The organism is Aquimarina sp. ERC-38, assembly GCF_026222555.1.
Taxonomy (GTDB): Bacteria; Bacteroidota; Bacteroidia; order Flavobacteriales; family Flavobacteriaceae; genus Aquimarina.
The window spans coordinates 1,846,480-1,860,462 of the sequence record NZ_CP098511.1 but is presented as its reverse complement, the minus strand read 5'-3'; the positions used below and the strand labels follow the sequence as shown (position 1 = coordinate 1,860,462).

The following is a 13,983-nucleotide window of genomic DNA, read 5'->3' as shown; positions in this document are numbered from 1 at the left end:
AATTACATCAATAAAAAAGTATATAAAATTGAACTAGGGGGTAGATTGTTGCAAAAATATATTTAAAAAGTTAAATAAGGGTTATTTACTGTTATCTTTTTCTAAATAAATAGTTAAGTATTACAACTTCTTACAAACGCACTTATCTAATACTTATTGATATGTATACGTTTATGTTAAATATAATGTAAAAATAACTCACTCTTTCCTGCTAATTTTTTGATAAAGAAAATTGTGTAGGAAGGTAGTTTTAAAAGTGTTAAAACACTATCTTAATGTCAAAATAAATTCCAAGGGTTCTAAAAATAGCATGTTTTATATTCACTACTTATTTACTTTAATAATGCCAATTAATATCTAATCGCTATTTATAAATGTTAAAAAATTAAATTACTTTTACCGGCTATGAAACTAAGCATCCTTATACCATTATATAATGCGGAAAAGCATATACTCAGATGTTTAAATAGTCTTGTCTACCAAGGCCTTAAAGAAGATCAATACGAAATCCTCTTACTGGATGACGGGTCTAAAGATGATAGTTTTCAGGTTACTAATGAATTTGCTAAGGCACATACTAATATTATTGTGAAGCAACAGCAAAATCAAGGGGCATATCCCACCAGAACTAACCTGCTTGAAATGGCAAAGGGTACCTATATCTATTTTGTAGATGCCGATGATTATTTAACCCCAAACAGCCTGGGCGGATTATTAGAAAAGATGGAAGATAAAAACCTGGATATGTTAGGTTTTGCCTCTACCGTAGCTACCCCGGAAAAGAAGGTAATTCCACTAGAAGATTCGGATAAAATATTGGATCCGGTGACAGATGGGTATTCATTTTTAATTAACTACAGATACCGTAATGAAATCTGGTGGTATATTATTAAAAAAGAGTTTTTAAAAAGTACCGGACTCGTGTTTCATAATAATAAGATGCTAGAGGATGTCCGGTTCACCATGGAGTTACTACTAAAAGCAAAAAGAATTTCCTTTTTACCCTTAAAAGTTCATCATTATTTTGAACATGAAAATTCTTTATTACATACAACCAATCCCACACATTTTAATAATTCCATTATAGAATTTCGCCGGACCATAAGAGAATTCACTCCGATCATCAGGGATTTGGATAGAGATAATAGTAAGTACAACTTACTACATGATAAACTAAAGGCACGTCAGGAATCTTTTACATTTTTTATGATTATACGGTATTTTAAATCTAACCAGAGCTTTAAGGATTTAAAAGTAGCCCTGAAAGAAGCAAAAGAACATAAAGCATACCCCTTTACCTATTTTCCGAATCATGAATATCAGGCAAATACTTATAAAATTTTAACGATTGTTTTTAACAACTCCTTGCTACTATATAGTAGTTTTCAATCATTTCGTCTTTTTAAAAAGGTAAAAGGTTAACACTTTTATTAAATAGCATTTACACCTAAGCATGAACAATATATTAATTACCTCCGCCGGAAGAAGAGTATCTCTGACTAGGGCTTTTCAGAAAGAATTAAAAGAAGTATTTCCGGACAGTAAGGTCTTTGTTTCGGATGCTGCACCTGAATTATCATCTGCCGCACAGATTGCAGATCGATCTTTTAACCTTCCGCTTGTCAAAGACCCGGCTTATATCGATGTACTGATTACACTTTGTAAAAAGGAAGGTATCAAACTGATCGTACCTACCATTGATCCTGAGCTACCCGTGCTTGCTGAAAATTATGAGAAATTTGTAGCAAACGGAATTTATCCAATTATTTCTTCCGCGCAATTTATATCCTATTGCAATGATAAAAGAAATACTCATCATTTTTTTGCCACCAAAAACATCAAATACGCAAAAGAATATTCTCGTACAAATTATACCTTCCCATTTTTTATAAAACCTATTGATGGTAGCGGAAGCAGTGATCTTTATATTATTAAAGAAGAAAGTGATTTAAGTAACGAATTGATTGAAAACGAAAAATTACTTTTTCTGGAATACTATTCTAAAAAAGAACACGACGAGTATACATGTGACCTGTATTATGACAGAAACCATGATCTAAAATGTATTGTTCCCCGAAAAAGAATTGAGATTAGGGGTGGAGAGGTAAGTAAAGGATTGACTAGAAAGAACATTCTGATGAATTATATATCTCAACGCTTGCAACATATAGAAGGGGCGCGGGGGTGCCTGACTTTTCAATTTTTTGTACATGCGCAGACTGAAGATGTTATTGGTATTGAAATCAATGCCCGTTTTGGTGGGGGTTATCCCCTATCCTATCTGGCAGGTGCTAATTATCCGAAGTGGGTGATTAACGAGTACCTATTAGATAAACCCGTTGAACCCTTTGATCAATGGAAAGATAATTTATTAATGTTACGCTACGATTCTGAAGTATTAGTTGAAGATTACCATGGATAAAAAAAACGTGATTTTTGACCTGGATGACACCCTTTCTAAAGAAATTCTATATTTAGAGTCTGCATATAAAACTATAGCTGATTTTATTGCTACAAAATTATCCATAGACGCAGTCGAAGTTCACCAAAAAATGCTCCGTTGGTACCATACTAAAGAGAATGCTTTTGAAAAAGTGGTAACCGCTTACAGTTCAGATACCGTTCAACTTTATAAAAATGAATTATTAGATATCTATAGAAACCATTTGCCAAATATTACTTTAAAAGAAGAAGTCATAGCCGTTTTGGATTATTGTAAAAACAAAGAATACAACCTGGGATTGTTAACCGATGGCCGAAGCGTACAACAACGGAATAAAATTAAAGCCCTGGGCTTATCGACGTATTTTAAAGAAATTGTCATCTCCGAAGAATTTGGAAGTGAAAAACCCAATCCAAACAATTATCGGTATTTTGAGTCCGTATTTGGCGAAGGAACGTATTATTATATCGGAGACAATACGTCTAAAGATTTTCTTTCTCCTAATCAACTAAACTGGATTAGTATATGCTTAAAAGACAACGGAGAGAATATACATTCTCAAAATTTTAATTTACCTAAAGAGTATGTACCTAAACATACGATCCATACCCTGAAGGAATTACTACCTCTGTTATAAGAATATAATTTGAGTTATTCCGGAAAAATAGGGAATAAATATTATTCCAAAAATTTGGTTTATTGAATAAAGATACAAATTACAAAATGAAGAATGCAGATGAGTAGGTAAAATAGTATTTAGAATAATAAATTATCTTTGTTAAGAATTTAAAATTGATGTGATGAATATAGAAAGTACCAAGTTAGAACTAATGCATCTATTACTTCAAACCCAAAAAGAAGTTGTTTTAACTAAAATCAAGGCTATTTTTGAACAAGAATCTAATGCGTTTTATTTTAATGACATATCTGAGGTGCACCAAAGAGCTAAAGCTTCTCTTGAAGCTATAGAAAATGGTAAAACACGACCTATCAATGAATTTAAAAGTGAAGTAGACCATTGGAAGAAAGGGAGAAAAGCTATTTAGTTGAAATAACATCAAAAGCAGAACAATATTATTGGGAATTATTAGCACATTTATATGAAACCCATAGTATTGAAAGTGCTGATAAAAAATCCGGTGAAATCATGAAACTGGCCATGTCTTTAGCTGTTAATCCTCAAAGAGGAATTTTAGAAGAAGATTTAGCTAGTTTTAATAAAGAATTTAGATCAATACTCTACCCTATTACCAAAAGAAATACCGTTAAAATTATTTATTTTATTAATGAGTTTACGCAAAAAGTATACATTACTGACTTTTTTGCTACGGTAATGAACCCAGATAAAAAACGCAAAAGGAGTTAGGGTAATTTTATCCTTCCGATAAAGAAAAAAGTAAATATATCTATTAGCAAGTATTTTAGCAATACAGACTAATTCACTATCACTTCGAGTGCCTTTTAACTAACAATAGTGTTCGGTTATTATTCTCTCATAGCTTCGCCAATAACTAAAGCATTGTAAAACCTTCCTTACCTCTAGTTATATTACCACTAGTTTTTTTGTCGCTCCTTCCTCCATCATCCGTAGCTACTTATATAGCTCTACTACTTACTTCTGTATCCAGGAAAAGGTTTTCCCTTTTCCACCGCCCGTCTAATGGATGGGTAAATATCTAATTCCTGGTAGGTTTTGATATCTTTCTTAAGTAAGGTACCTTAATTCTTTTTCTTTAATAAATGTAAAATCGAATAAGTTGATTATCATGGCTTTAATTTACAATAGCGTTGGTATATCAAATTACCCCCAGCCGTTTTATTTTAAGCTATCTATCGTATCCTAAATCCTTTCCAAAAGAAAGGACTTTTAGCTACCTTCCCTTCGGGAAGGGCTAGGGATGGGATTGATTTATATGAATTAAAATTATCTACGCTATTACAAACTAGAGCCCTTATCATTTATACACCATTAGCAACCAATAATTCACCTAAAATAACTATTGAAAAAACATAACAGTTTAAGAAATAAAAAAACCGGATGTAGTTAACATCCGGTTTTTTTTATGGGTTGGCAATAGTTACAAAGCCGTCAAGTTTGTGTATGTTGCTTGTTGTTGGGTACAAATATACTAACTACCATAAGTTTATTTTACACTTCTCTATAAAGCGGAGGGGATTATCTAGTAAGCGTACCCCTTTTCATACTATTTGAAATTACCCCTCATAAATTTCCGGTTTTTTCACCAAATACTGAAAAAAATTACGCTTTAATCACACTAAAATTAAGTGAAAATTATACTCATTCAAAGGTAAATATTGAGTTTAAAAGAATATCATCATTTTAAGTATTCCTATTTTGATTAAATAGCTTTTAAGAAGCCCATGTAAAGAAGTCAAAACAGAAGCCAAATTTAAATTAAAGAATTCGCTGAAATAACTTTTGTATTCCGGCGTTGAGTGGTATATTTTAAATATCTTTTACTTTATATTTTTAAATCAGGAAATCAACTAGAAAATGGCATTAAAAGTTACGATTACACATAAAACCCTTTATAAATATGATCGTAAAGTAAATTTATCTCCACATATCATACGCTTACGCCCAGCACCGCATAGTAGGACACCTATTGAAGCCTATTCTATTAAAATAAAACCGGAAAACCACTTTTTTAACTGGCAACAAGACCCATTTGGTAATTACCTCGCACGCCTGGTATTTCCGGAGAAAACCGAAGAACTTTCAGTCGCAGTAGAGATTATTGCTGATATGAAAACAATTAATCCCTTCGACTTTTTTGTAGAAGAATATGCGGAGCAATACCCATTTACTTATAAACCGCATTTACAGCAAGAGTTACTTCCTTACTTGGAAATAAAAGAGAAAGGTACGTTATTAAAAGAATGGATACAAACCATAGATACCAGCCCAAAGAAAACCATAGATTTTCTGATAGGCCTTAACCAAAAACTTTATCAATACCTGGATTATACGGTGAGAATGGAAGTTGGGGTACAAGCCTGCGAGACCACCCTTACTAAAAAACTAGGGTCTTGTCGTGATTTTGCCTGGTTGATGGTACAGACTTTGCGGCATTTGGGTATTGCCAGCCGTTTTGTTTCGGGGTATCTGGTACAATTAAAAGCTGACGAAAAATCCCTGGACGGACCTTCTGGTCCTGAAAAAGATTTTACCGATCTTCATGCATGGGTTGAAGCTTATGTCCCCGGGGCCGGATGGATCGGATTGGATGCCACCTCTGGATTATTAGCAGGTGAAGGTCATATCCCGTTAGCTTGTACCCCTAATTATGAAAGTGCCGCCCCGATTGAAGGTCTTACGGATGTTTGTGAAACCGAATTTTTTTATGAAAATTCCGTCAAGCGTATTTTTGAATCCCCCCGGGTCACCAAACCTTATACGGAAGCACAATGGGAGGCTATCTACCAATTGGGTTTTAAAGTAGATAAGAAACTGGAAGAAGGGGATGTTCGCCTAACCATGGGAGGAGAACCCACTTTTGTCTCTATAGATGATATGGAATCTCCGGAATGGAACACTGCCGCAGATGGAGACCATAAACGTCAATTAGCCGGAGACTTATCCCGCAAACTGCTGGAAACCTTCGGTAAAAACGGAATGTTGCACCACGCTCAGGGAAAATGGTACCCTGGAGAACCTTTACCGCGTTGGGAAATCGGATTGTACTGGCGTAAGGACAAGAAACCGATCTGGAAAGATGAATCCTTATTCGCAAAATTTACGGAGAAAGGTACGTCTAAGAAAGAAGATGCCAATACTTTTTTAAACACTCTTACTTCCTATTTAGGCTGCCCTAAAGAAACGGTAACCCCAGTATTTGAAGATACTTTCTATTTTTTATGGGAACAGGGAAACCTTCCGCTGGACGTAGACCCTTCTGAATTAGAATTAAAAGAAGTTTCGGTTAAGCAGAAAATTGACCAGGTATTGAACCAAACCCCTGGTGAAGCTGAAGGGTACGTACTTCCGTTAGCACATTATAAAAACCAATGGATATCAAATCAATGGAAGGTACGGCGGAAGAAGATATTTTTATTGCCAGGAAACTCCCCTATCGGATTGCGATTACCACTTAACTCGCTATTGGTTGATCCTGAAATACCTTCCATCCCGGTGTACGAACCGGATCTTTTTGCACTAAAAGAAGCTTTACCGGAAATTACCGGAATGACCAAAAAGAAAGCTTCAGCAATTGATCATAAAACGCCTTTTGTTCGAACCGCTTTATGTGCTGAAGTTCGGGAGGGAAAATTATATTTGTTTTTACCACCTATTGAAGATATTGCCGCTTTTCTGGAATTGCTTACCGCCATAGAAGCCACAGCATCCGAATTACAAATACCGATTACGCTAGAAGGATATGCCCCGCCTAAAGATAACCGTATAGAAGTTTTAAAGATTACTCCGGACCCCGGGGTTATTGAAGTTAACGTACACCCGGTCACTTCCTGGAAAGCCCTTACTGAAAACACCCTAACTCTTTATGAGGAAGCAAAAAAATCGAGATTAGGTACGGAAAAGTTTTTAATTGATGGTCGGCATACCGGCACTGGTGGGGGTAACCACGTGACCTTAGGAGGAATTACTCCGGCAGACAGCCCGTTGCTGCGTAAACCCAGACTATTACAACGCTTACTGACCTTTTGGCAACACCATCCCGGGCTATCGTATCTTTTTTCGGGGGCGTTTATTGGACCAACCAGTCAGGCACCCCGGGTAGACGAAGCCCGGTTAGAGAATTTATACGAACTGGAAATTGCTTTTGACCAGATTCCGAAAGATGGTGAAATCCCTTTTTGGGTAACAGACCGTTTATTCAGGCATATGTTAACCGACCTTACCGGAAACACTCATCGTGCTGAATTTTGTATTGACAAATTATATTCGCCTGATTCTTCCTCCGGACGCCTGGGTATTTTAGAATTACGGGCTTTTGATATGCCACCTCATGCACAGATGAGTTTAATGCAGTTGTTATTAGTCAGAACCCTGGTGGCCTGGTTATGGGAACATCCCTACGAAAAGAAACTCGTTCGATGGGGAACGCAATTGCATGATAAATTTTTAATGGAGCACTATGTAAAAGAAGATATTGCCGATATTGTGCGCCAATTAAATGAGGCCGGGTACCCGTTTCAACTGGATTGGTTTGACCCGTTCTTCGAATTTCGTTTTCCTTTATTAGGAATGACTAAAATTCAAGCAATGGAGTTAGAATTACGAATGGCTATTGAACCCTGGCATGTGTTAGGCGAAGAAATGGCGGGTGGTGCCACATCTCGCTACGTAGATTCTTCTTTAGAAAGAGTTCAGGTAAAAGTGACGAATTTTACGGATGAGCGGTACAGTATTACCTGTAACGGTGTTAAAATACCTATGGCAGCTACAGAAACCAAAGGAACTTATGTGGGCGGGGTACGTTATAAAGCCTGGCAACCCTGGTCAGCATTACATCCCACGATTGAAACTGATACCCCCCTGGTTTTTGATATTATTGACACCTGGAACCAGAAATCTATTGGTGGTTGTACGTATTTTGTAGCGCATCCCGGGGGATTGTCTTATGACAAATTTCCGGTAAATAGCTATGAAGCCGAATCAAGAAGGATTAACCGATTTTGGAATTTTAACCATACCCAGGGCGAAATTCCGGATCATGTTTCCGAAGAACAGAAGAATTTGGTAAAAAATAAGAATTTTGATTACCAGGAGTTACCGATAAATCAGGAGTATCCGCATACCCTGGATTTACGGAAAAAACGAATGATATAGAATGCAGAGAGAAGTAAATTCGAGCCTGTTTCTTCAGGACTATTTTAGTGAAGATACTCACGATGAAATGTTTACCCGGGATATGCAAATTAAACCGGGGTGGAAATCCCTTTCGGATCATATTAATCAACTAGGTAGCAAAGAGTTAAGTGCGCGACAGAAAGAGATCGACTGGATGCTCTCTGAAAATGGGGTGACTTATAACGTATATAACGACCCTAAAGGCTTAAACCGACCCTGGAATTTAAATATTGTTCCTTTTGTGATTGAAAAAGAGGAATGGAACCGGGTTTCCGAAGGTTTAAAACAACGGGTACATTTGTTGGACTTAATTCTGAAAGATATTTATGGCGAACGTAAACTAATCTCAAAAGGGATTCTTCCTTACGAAATTATCTACGGTCACCGTGGGTTTTTACGCCAATGTAACGGAATTTCTTATAAAACCGAAAAACGTTTATCTATTTATGCCTCGGATTTATCCAGAGGACCGGACGGCAGGATGTGGATTGTGAATGACCGTACACAAGCCCCTTCCGGTATGGGTTATGCCCTAGAAAATAGAACGACCTCCACCCGGGTACTATCTGATGTATATCAGAACCTTCATGTAAAAAAATTATCCGGCTTTTTTCGGGACTTTAATAACCTGTTGATTCAGTCTTCCCCTAAAAAAAGGGAGGTGCCTAACATTATAATTTTAACCCCGGGCCCTCATAACGAAACCTATTTTGAACATGCGTACCTGGCTTCTTTTCTAGGATATCCTCTAGTGCAGGGATACGATCTTGTGGTTAGAAATAGCTTTTTATACATGAAATCCCTAAACGGTTTAAAACGGGTAGATGTTGTGTTAAGAAGGGTAGATGATGCTTTTATGGATCCTTTAGAACTACGGGAAGATTCGCATCTAGGCGTAGCAGGCTTATTAGATGTAGTTCGAAAACAAAATGTGACTATTATCAATCCTATCGGAAGCGGGGTATTAGAAAATTCGGGTTTAATTCCTTTTATGCCAGCCATCGCCAATTATTTTTTAGGCGAAAAATTAATGCTTCCTCAGATTGCCACCTGGTGGTGCGGACAGGAAAAAGAAAGGAAATTTGTGCTGAGTAATTTAAACAATCATGTAATTAAGCGAATTGATCGGTCTAACCGGGAAAGTATCTTTTTTTGTGAATATTTGTCAAATAAGGAAAAATCCTTACTAAAAGATCGAATTGAAAAAGAACCCTATCTCTACGTAGCCCAGGAAAAAATTAATTTTTCAACCGTACCTAACTTTACTAAAGGAAGCCTGGAACCCAGAAATATGGTGTGCAGGGCTTTTGCTTTAGCTAAAGAAGATCAGTATACCATTATGCCGGGAGGGCTGATCCGGGTAGCTCCGGAAAGAGGTAATTTACGGGTAAGTAATCAAAGGGGAGGTACCAGTAAAGATTTTTGGGTACTTACAGATAAAGAAGAGAAAGAAACCACTCATATTGATGGCATTGCCTTTTCAAAACAGACGCTGGCCGGACTGGAAGATTTACCTAGTCAAACTGCCGAAAATTTATACTGGGCGGGGCGTTATATCAGCCGGTCCTTATTTGTATGCAGATTTTTACGAATGACGCTACGTCAATTAATAAAGTCCGAAAAAGACCAAAATCCTCTGGAAAACGAAAAATTAAATATACTTCTTAAAGGGGTTACTCAGATAACGAGTACATTTCCTGGTTTTGTAGGGGATAAAAAGAACAAACCGGTAACGGATGTACGATCAGAATTAGAGGCTGTATTATTTGATAAAAATAAAATGGGTAGCCTGGCTAATACGATGATGATGTTTACTAATTCGTATTATTCTATTCGTAACTTATGGTCTTCGGATATGTGGCATGTATTTAAAATTATTCAGAAATCATGGTCTGACCTTGAAAAAGAAGGTTTTGACGGGTTGTCTTACAACGAAATTATCAAATTTTTAGATAAAACCATTGTCCGTATTATCGCCTTTATGGGGTTAATTGAAGAGAGTATTTTGGTAAATCAAGGACTACTCCTCTATTTTATTGGCCTTAACCTGGAACAGGCGGTGCTTACTATTTCGAAATGTAGAGCATTATTGACTGTTGAAGCAGAAGGACCTGTTGCTTATGAAGTATTAGAATCTTTTTTAAATAGTCATGAAAGCTTAAATATCTACCGGTACAGTTACCGCTCTTATGTGACTATTGAAAATGTAATACAACTGATTTTACTGGATGCTACCTACAGTAGGTCCCTTACGTATTTAGTTTCTCGAATCCTTAAGGATGTTAAGAAATTACCTGCTTCCGGAAGGTCAATGGAGTTACTTGCTTATGAAAAATATGTTTTTGAAGCATATTCTAAACTACGTTTGACTTCCGTTGAAAAATTGACTGCTATTGATCCGGAAAATATAGTTTTCAGAAAAAACCTGGCGGTTTTATTGACGGAGATGAGTAATTTACTTTATCAAACTTCACAATCCGTTTCGGATATTTATTTCAGCCATACTTTACCTCAGAAGCAATTAACCTTTCAAAGTTTTCCAATCTAATTGTTATGATCTTTTCCGTTTTTCATAAAACCAGTTATAGCTATGAAGCCCCGGTGAGCCTTTGTCACAACATCGCGACCATCCGGCCGCGAGAAAGTTCGGGTCAAAAGCTATTGGACTTTTCCCTACAAATTCAACCAGAACCTACAGATATTTCAGAAAGAAGAGACTTTTTCGGAAACCATATTACCCGGTTTTCCATTCAAAAGTCACATAAAAAGCTGGTGGTCATCTCAAGAAGTACAGTAGATCGTCAATACGCGGACATACGAGATACGTTTTTTAGTGATGCCTGTAAAAGGGTAACTTTACAACAAGCATGGCAAACTTTGAATTCAAACGCTCCTGAAATAATTGACGCGAAGCAATTTATTTTAGAATCCATTTTAATACGAAATACGGACGATGCAATTAAAAAATACGCGGAGGTTTCCTTTTATCCCGATCGTTCAGTGTTTGAAGCAACTTATGAATTGATGCAACGTATTTATACGGATTTTGACTTTGTTCCCGGATTTACTACGGTTTCTACTCCGCTAGGCGAAGTAATGATAGAGAAAAAAGGGGTTTGTCAGGATTTTGCCCAAATTGCCATCGCTTGTATTAGGTCGATTGGATTACCAGCAAAATACATTAGCGGTTATATTGAAACCCTGCCCCCTCCGGGAAAACAAAAGTTAATTGGAGTAGATGCTTCTCACGCCTGGTTTGCCGTTTACATTCCGAATTTCGGGTGGGTAGATTTCGATCCAACGAATAACCAAATACCAAAAGATCAACATATTGTGGTAGGTTGGGGACGAGATTATTATGACGTACCTCCTTTAAAAGGGGTGGTTTTTGGTTCGGGATTAAGTAAATTAAAAGTATCAGTGGATATTAGGTCTGAAGAAGAAGCCAAACTATTGGATATTGCGTAGACTTGCGCATAAACTCCTCTATTTCGGGTTATTGTTGTTGCTGTTGTTGTTGCGTTTTACGGTATAATTGTTCGCGTGTAAGTGGCTGATTGGTCTGTTGATCCGCCCTAGGCATGGATCTTTTATGCGTGTGTGTTGTTGTTTCTTCCATGAATATATTCCTAAAATTGGTTATGTTCTGTGTGAATGGATGTAATCTTCACCTAAAAATACACACTTATTTAAGGAAAATATTAAATTTTAAACTAAATTATTCTTAAATCATTAAGTTATCTTAACTATTCATCCTCTTAGTGTTTTAAGAATAGAAACATATTTTGAATATTTCATTAGTATCCAGTAAAGATTCAAGACCCGCTTGTGGACGGGCAGGTCGCTATCGCTTTTAGAACCAAGAATTAAGACTAATCATTATGGTATTAATATTATAATAAACATTTACGTTAAAAGACAAATTACTTTTAAAAAAGTGAAAAAGCAACCTCTAAACAATTCAAAGTTAGGAATTACTTTATTTTACTATGCTTTGTAAACTTTTATCTATTTAAACCGGACAATAACAATAATATTTTCATAATTTATAACCGTGTTTTCTTATAAAGAGGTTTCATTTAATTAAATTAATATTTCCCTTTAATTTTCCGGATCGAAAAGGTTTTTTTCTTGTAGTACATCCACCCGATTAATTTTACCTTCTTTATTAAAAGTAAAAATTTCTACTACCGAACTTCCTTCTTTCCTATTGGGAGTTAACCAAACCTTATCATGCATAATTAGTCGATTATCTATTTCTGCCAAGTGTTGGATTTCATTTCGGGCTTCCGGGTGGTTCTTAAGATGTTCTGCACGATTTTTATACAAAGCATCAATACCATCAATCTTTAATTCAAAGTTTCCATCTTCGCCATACATATAAACTTGTACATTCTCACTAAAGTTATCAACATACATTTTTGCATCTTTTTGATTTACAGCTTGTACTATACTTTTAGCTCTATCCGATTTAGAAACTTCCTGAGCTTCCGATAGCATGGGAAGCAGGATGACCATAAAGAATAATAAAAATCTTTTTTTCATAATATCAGTATTTCAGTCCTCTAAACCTTGCCATAAAAACCAAGTTCTACTTCAATTTAACTAATCAAATAAAAAGAATACAACCGTATTAATATGCAAAATATTCTTCTTCCATTTTTTTACTGATGGCTACCAGTTTTTCTAAAATATCTTCAATAAAAGTCCTAAAATCCACTTCAATTTCTTCAATATACTTATACTTATACTCGGAATAAATTTTATTTACTAGAAATATAGAGGAATTTTTAGATATATTTTTTTCGTTGGAAAGCACCTGGATATGGTTGGCAACTTCAGCTAGGCTATTCACAACGGATCGCGGACAATTCGTATTTAAAATCAAGAAGTCAAGGGTATTCATATTGTCCGGTGCTTTTTTATGGTACCGGCGCATCATATCATAAGATTCAATACATTTTAATAAGGTAGACCATTCCAGGGTCACTTCAGATTGATGTTCTTGACGTAAAGGACTAGGCGGATCAGACGCTGGTGATTGTGATTGAGACTGAGATTGAGATTGTAACGTACTAGATTGCATTTGAGACTGAGACGCAATGATCCGTTGCACTTGCTCTTGTTGTTGCATTTTAATTACCAAAATATCATTGTACTTGGCATTGATAATCCGAATTACCTGCATGGCTCGTTCCAGATTTACCCCTAGTTTTATAATAGAATAAACTTCATCCTGCAATAGCGTAGTCCGTATTTTAGCTTTTAGAATGGCGGTAAATTCCATTACGTTAGTCGTAAAATCATACAACATTCTTTTTTTATAGTCTTCAACAGAATAGTTTAATACAAAGTGATAGAATTTATTGATGGCTTCGTACAATTCGGTTGAAATTAAATCCCGGGCACTGTTTGCATTTTCCCGGGCTAGTTTTACGCAATTGATGATAGAATATTCTTTATCGGTGTTGAGTCCGATATCAAAAAGCACCTCGGGTTCGTGTAAAGGTTCGCTCCCGCTATACGGGTCGCCCACCATAAAGCGTAGTGACTGTAGCACAAACTGACGGGATTGCGAGAAATCATTGGGCGCATCCAGAGATGAGAAATAATTTACACAAAGATATCGGGCTACATGTTCGGAACGTTCAATATAACGCCCCATCCAAAATAAATTATTGGCAACTCTTGCTAGCATATGTTTTTG

The 13,983-nt window shown here is 36.1% G+C and carries 10 protein-coding genes; 8 read left to right on the top strand and 2 right to left on the bottom strand.

Annotated elements, in window-relative coordinates:
* Positions 1-405: 405 nt before the first annotated feature.
* The 8 genes from NBT05_RS07805 to NBT05_RS07770 all read left to right on the top strand — a co-directional run bounded on the left by NBT05_RS07805 (position 406) and on the right by NBT05_RS07770 (position 11,744).
* The gene (locus tag NBT05_RS07805) at positions 406-1,422 is read left to right on the top strand and encodes a glycosyltransferase (RefSeq protein WP_265772929.1); all 1,017 of its coding nucleotides are present in this window, start codon (positions 406-408) and stop codon (positions 1,420-1,422) included.
* 31 nt (positions 1,423-1,453) lie between these two features.
* Entirely contained in the window at positions 1,454-2,422 is a 969-nt protein-coding gene (locus NBT05_RS07800; protein WP_265772928.1) for an ATP-grasp domain-containing protein, read from the top strand.
* Positions 2,415-3,080 carry an HAD family hydrolase gene (locus NBT05_RS07795; protein WP_265772927.1) on the top strand — a complete coding sequence of 222 codons (666 nt, stop codon included), beginning with the start codon at positions 2,415-2,417 and terminating at the stop codon, positions 3,078-3,080. Before NBT05_RS07800 ends, NBT05_RS07795 begins: the two co-directional genes overlap by 8 nt.
* A 163-nt stretch (positions 3,081-3,243) precedes the next feature.
* Positions 3,244-3,489 carry a hypothetical protein gene (locus NBT05_RS07790; protein ID WP_265772926.1) on the top strand — a complete coding sequence of 82 codons (246 nt, stop codon included), beginning with the start codon at positions 3,244-3,246 and terminating at the stop codon, positions 3,487-3,489.
* On the top strand, positions 3,462-3,809 hold the full coding sequence (locus NBT05_RS07785) for a hypothetical protein (RefSeq protein WP_265772925.1): 348 nt from the start codon (positions 3,462-3,464) through the stop codon (positions 3,807-3,809). The genes NBT05_RS07790 and NBT05_RS07785 overlap by 28 nt, the downstream gene beginning before the upstream one ends.
* A 1,149-nt stretch (positions 3,810-4,958) precedes the next feature.
* The gene (locus NBT05_RS07780) at positions 4,959-8,255 is read left to right on the top strand and encodes a DUF2126 domain-containing protein (protein WP_265772924.1); all 3,297 of its coding nucleotides are present in this window, start codon (positions 4,959-4,961) and stop codon (positions 8,253-8,255) included.
* A gap of 1 nt (position 8,256) precedes the next feature.
* Positions 8,257-10,824 (top strand): circularly permuted type 2 ATP-grasp protein, encoded by a 2,568-nt coding sequence (locus NBT05_RS07775; protein ID WP_265772923.1) that lies wholly within the window; start codon positions 8,257-8,259, stop codon positions 10,822-10,824.
* A gap of 5 nt (positions 10,825-10,829) precedes the next feature.
* A complete protein-coding gene (locus tag NBT05_RS07770; protein ID WP_265772922.1) occupies positions 10,830-11,744 on the top strand; it encodes a transglutaminase family protein in 915 nt (304 codons plus the stop codon).
* Positions 11,745-12,377: 633 nt separating this feature from the next.
* Here the strand turns inward: NBT05_RS07770 and NBT05_RS07765 are convergent.
* Entirely contained in the window at positions 12,378-12,821 is a 444-nt protein-coding gene (locus NBT05_RS07765) for a nuclear transport factor 2 family protein (RefSeq protein WP_265772921.1), read from the bottom strand.
* Between the two features lie 88 nt (positions 12,822-12,909).
* The gene (locus tag NBT05_RS07760) at positions 12,910-13,974 is read right to left on the bottom strand and encodes an alpha-E domain-containing protein (RefSeq protein WP_265772920.1); all 1,065 of its coding nucleotides are present in this window, start codon (positions 13,972-13,974) and stop codon (positions 12,910-12,912) included.
* Between the last annotated feature and the right edge of the window lie 9 nt (positions 13,975-13,983).

Coding starts and splice junctions, on each gene's coding strand:
- NBT05_RS07770 (WP_265772922.1), top strand. CDS start 10,830: ATGATCTTTTCCGTTTTTCATAAAACCAGTTATAGCTATGAAGCCCCG.
- NBT05_RS07800 (WP_265772928.1), top strand. CDS start 1,454: ATGAACAATATATTAATTACCTCCGCCGGAAGAAGAGTATCTCTGACT.
- NBT05_RS07795 (WP_265772927.1), top strand. CDS start 2,415: ATGGATAAAAAAAACGTGATTTTTGACCTGGATGACACCCTTTCTAAA.
- NBT05_RS07780 (WP_265772924.1), top strand. CDS start 4,959: ATGGCATTAAAAGTTACGATTACACATAAAACCCTTTATAAATATGAT.
- NBT05_RS07765 (WP_265772921.1), bottom strand. CDS start 12,821: ATGAAAAAAAGATTTTTATTATTCTTTATGGTCATCCTGCTTCCCATG.
- NBT05_RS07775 (WP_265772923.1), top strand. CDS start 8,257: ATGCAGAGAGAAGTAAATTCGAGCCTGTTTCTTCAGGACTATTTTAGT.
- NBT05_RS07805 (WP_265772929.1), top strand. CDS start 406: ATGAAACTAAGCATCCTTATACCATTATATAATGCGGAAAAGCATATA.
- NBT05_RS07790 (WP_265772926.1), top strand. CDS start 3,244: ATGAATATAGAAAGTACCAAGTTAGAACTAATGCATCTATTACTTCAA.
- NBT05_RS07760 (WP_265772920.1), bottom strand. CDS start 13,974: ATGCTAGCAAGAGTTGCCAATAATTTATTTTGGATGGGGCGTTATATT.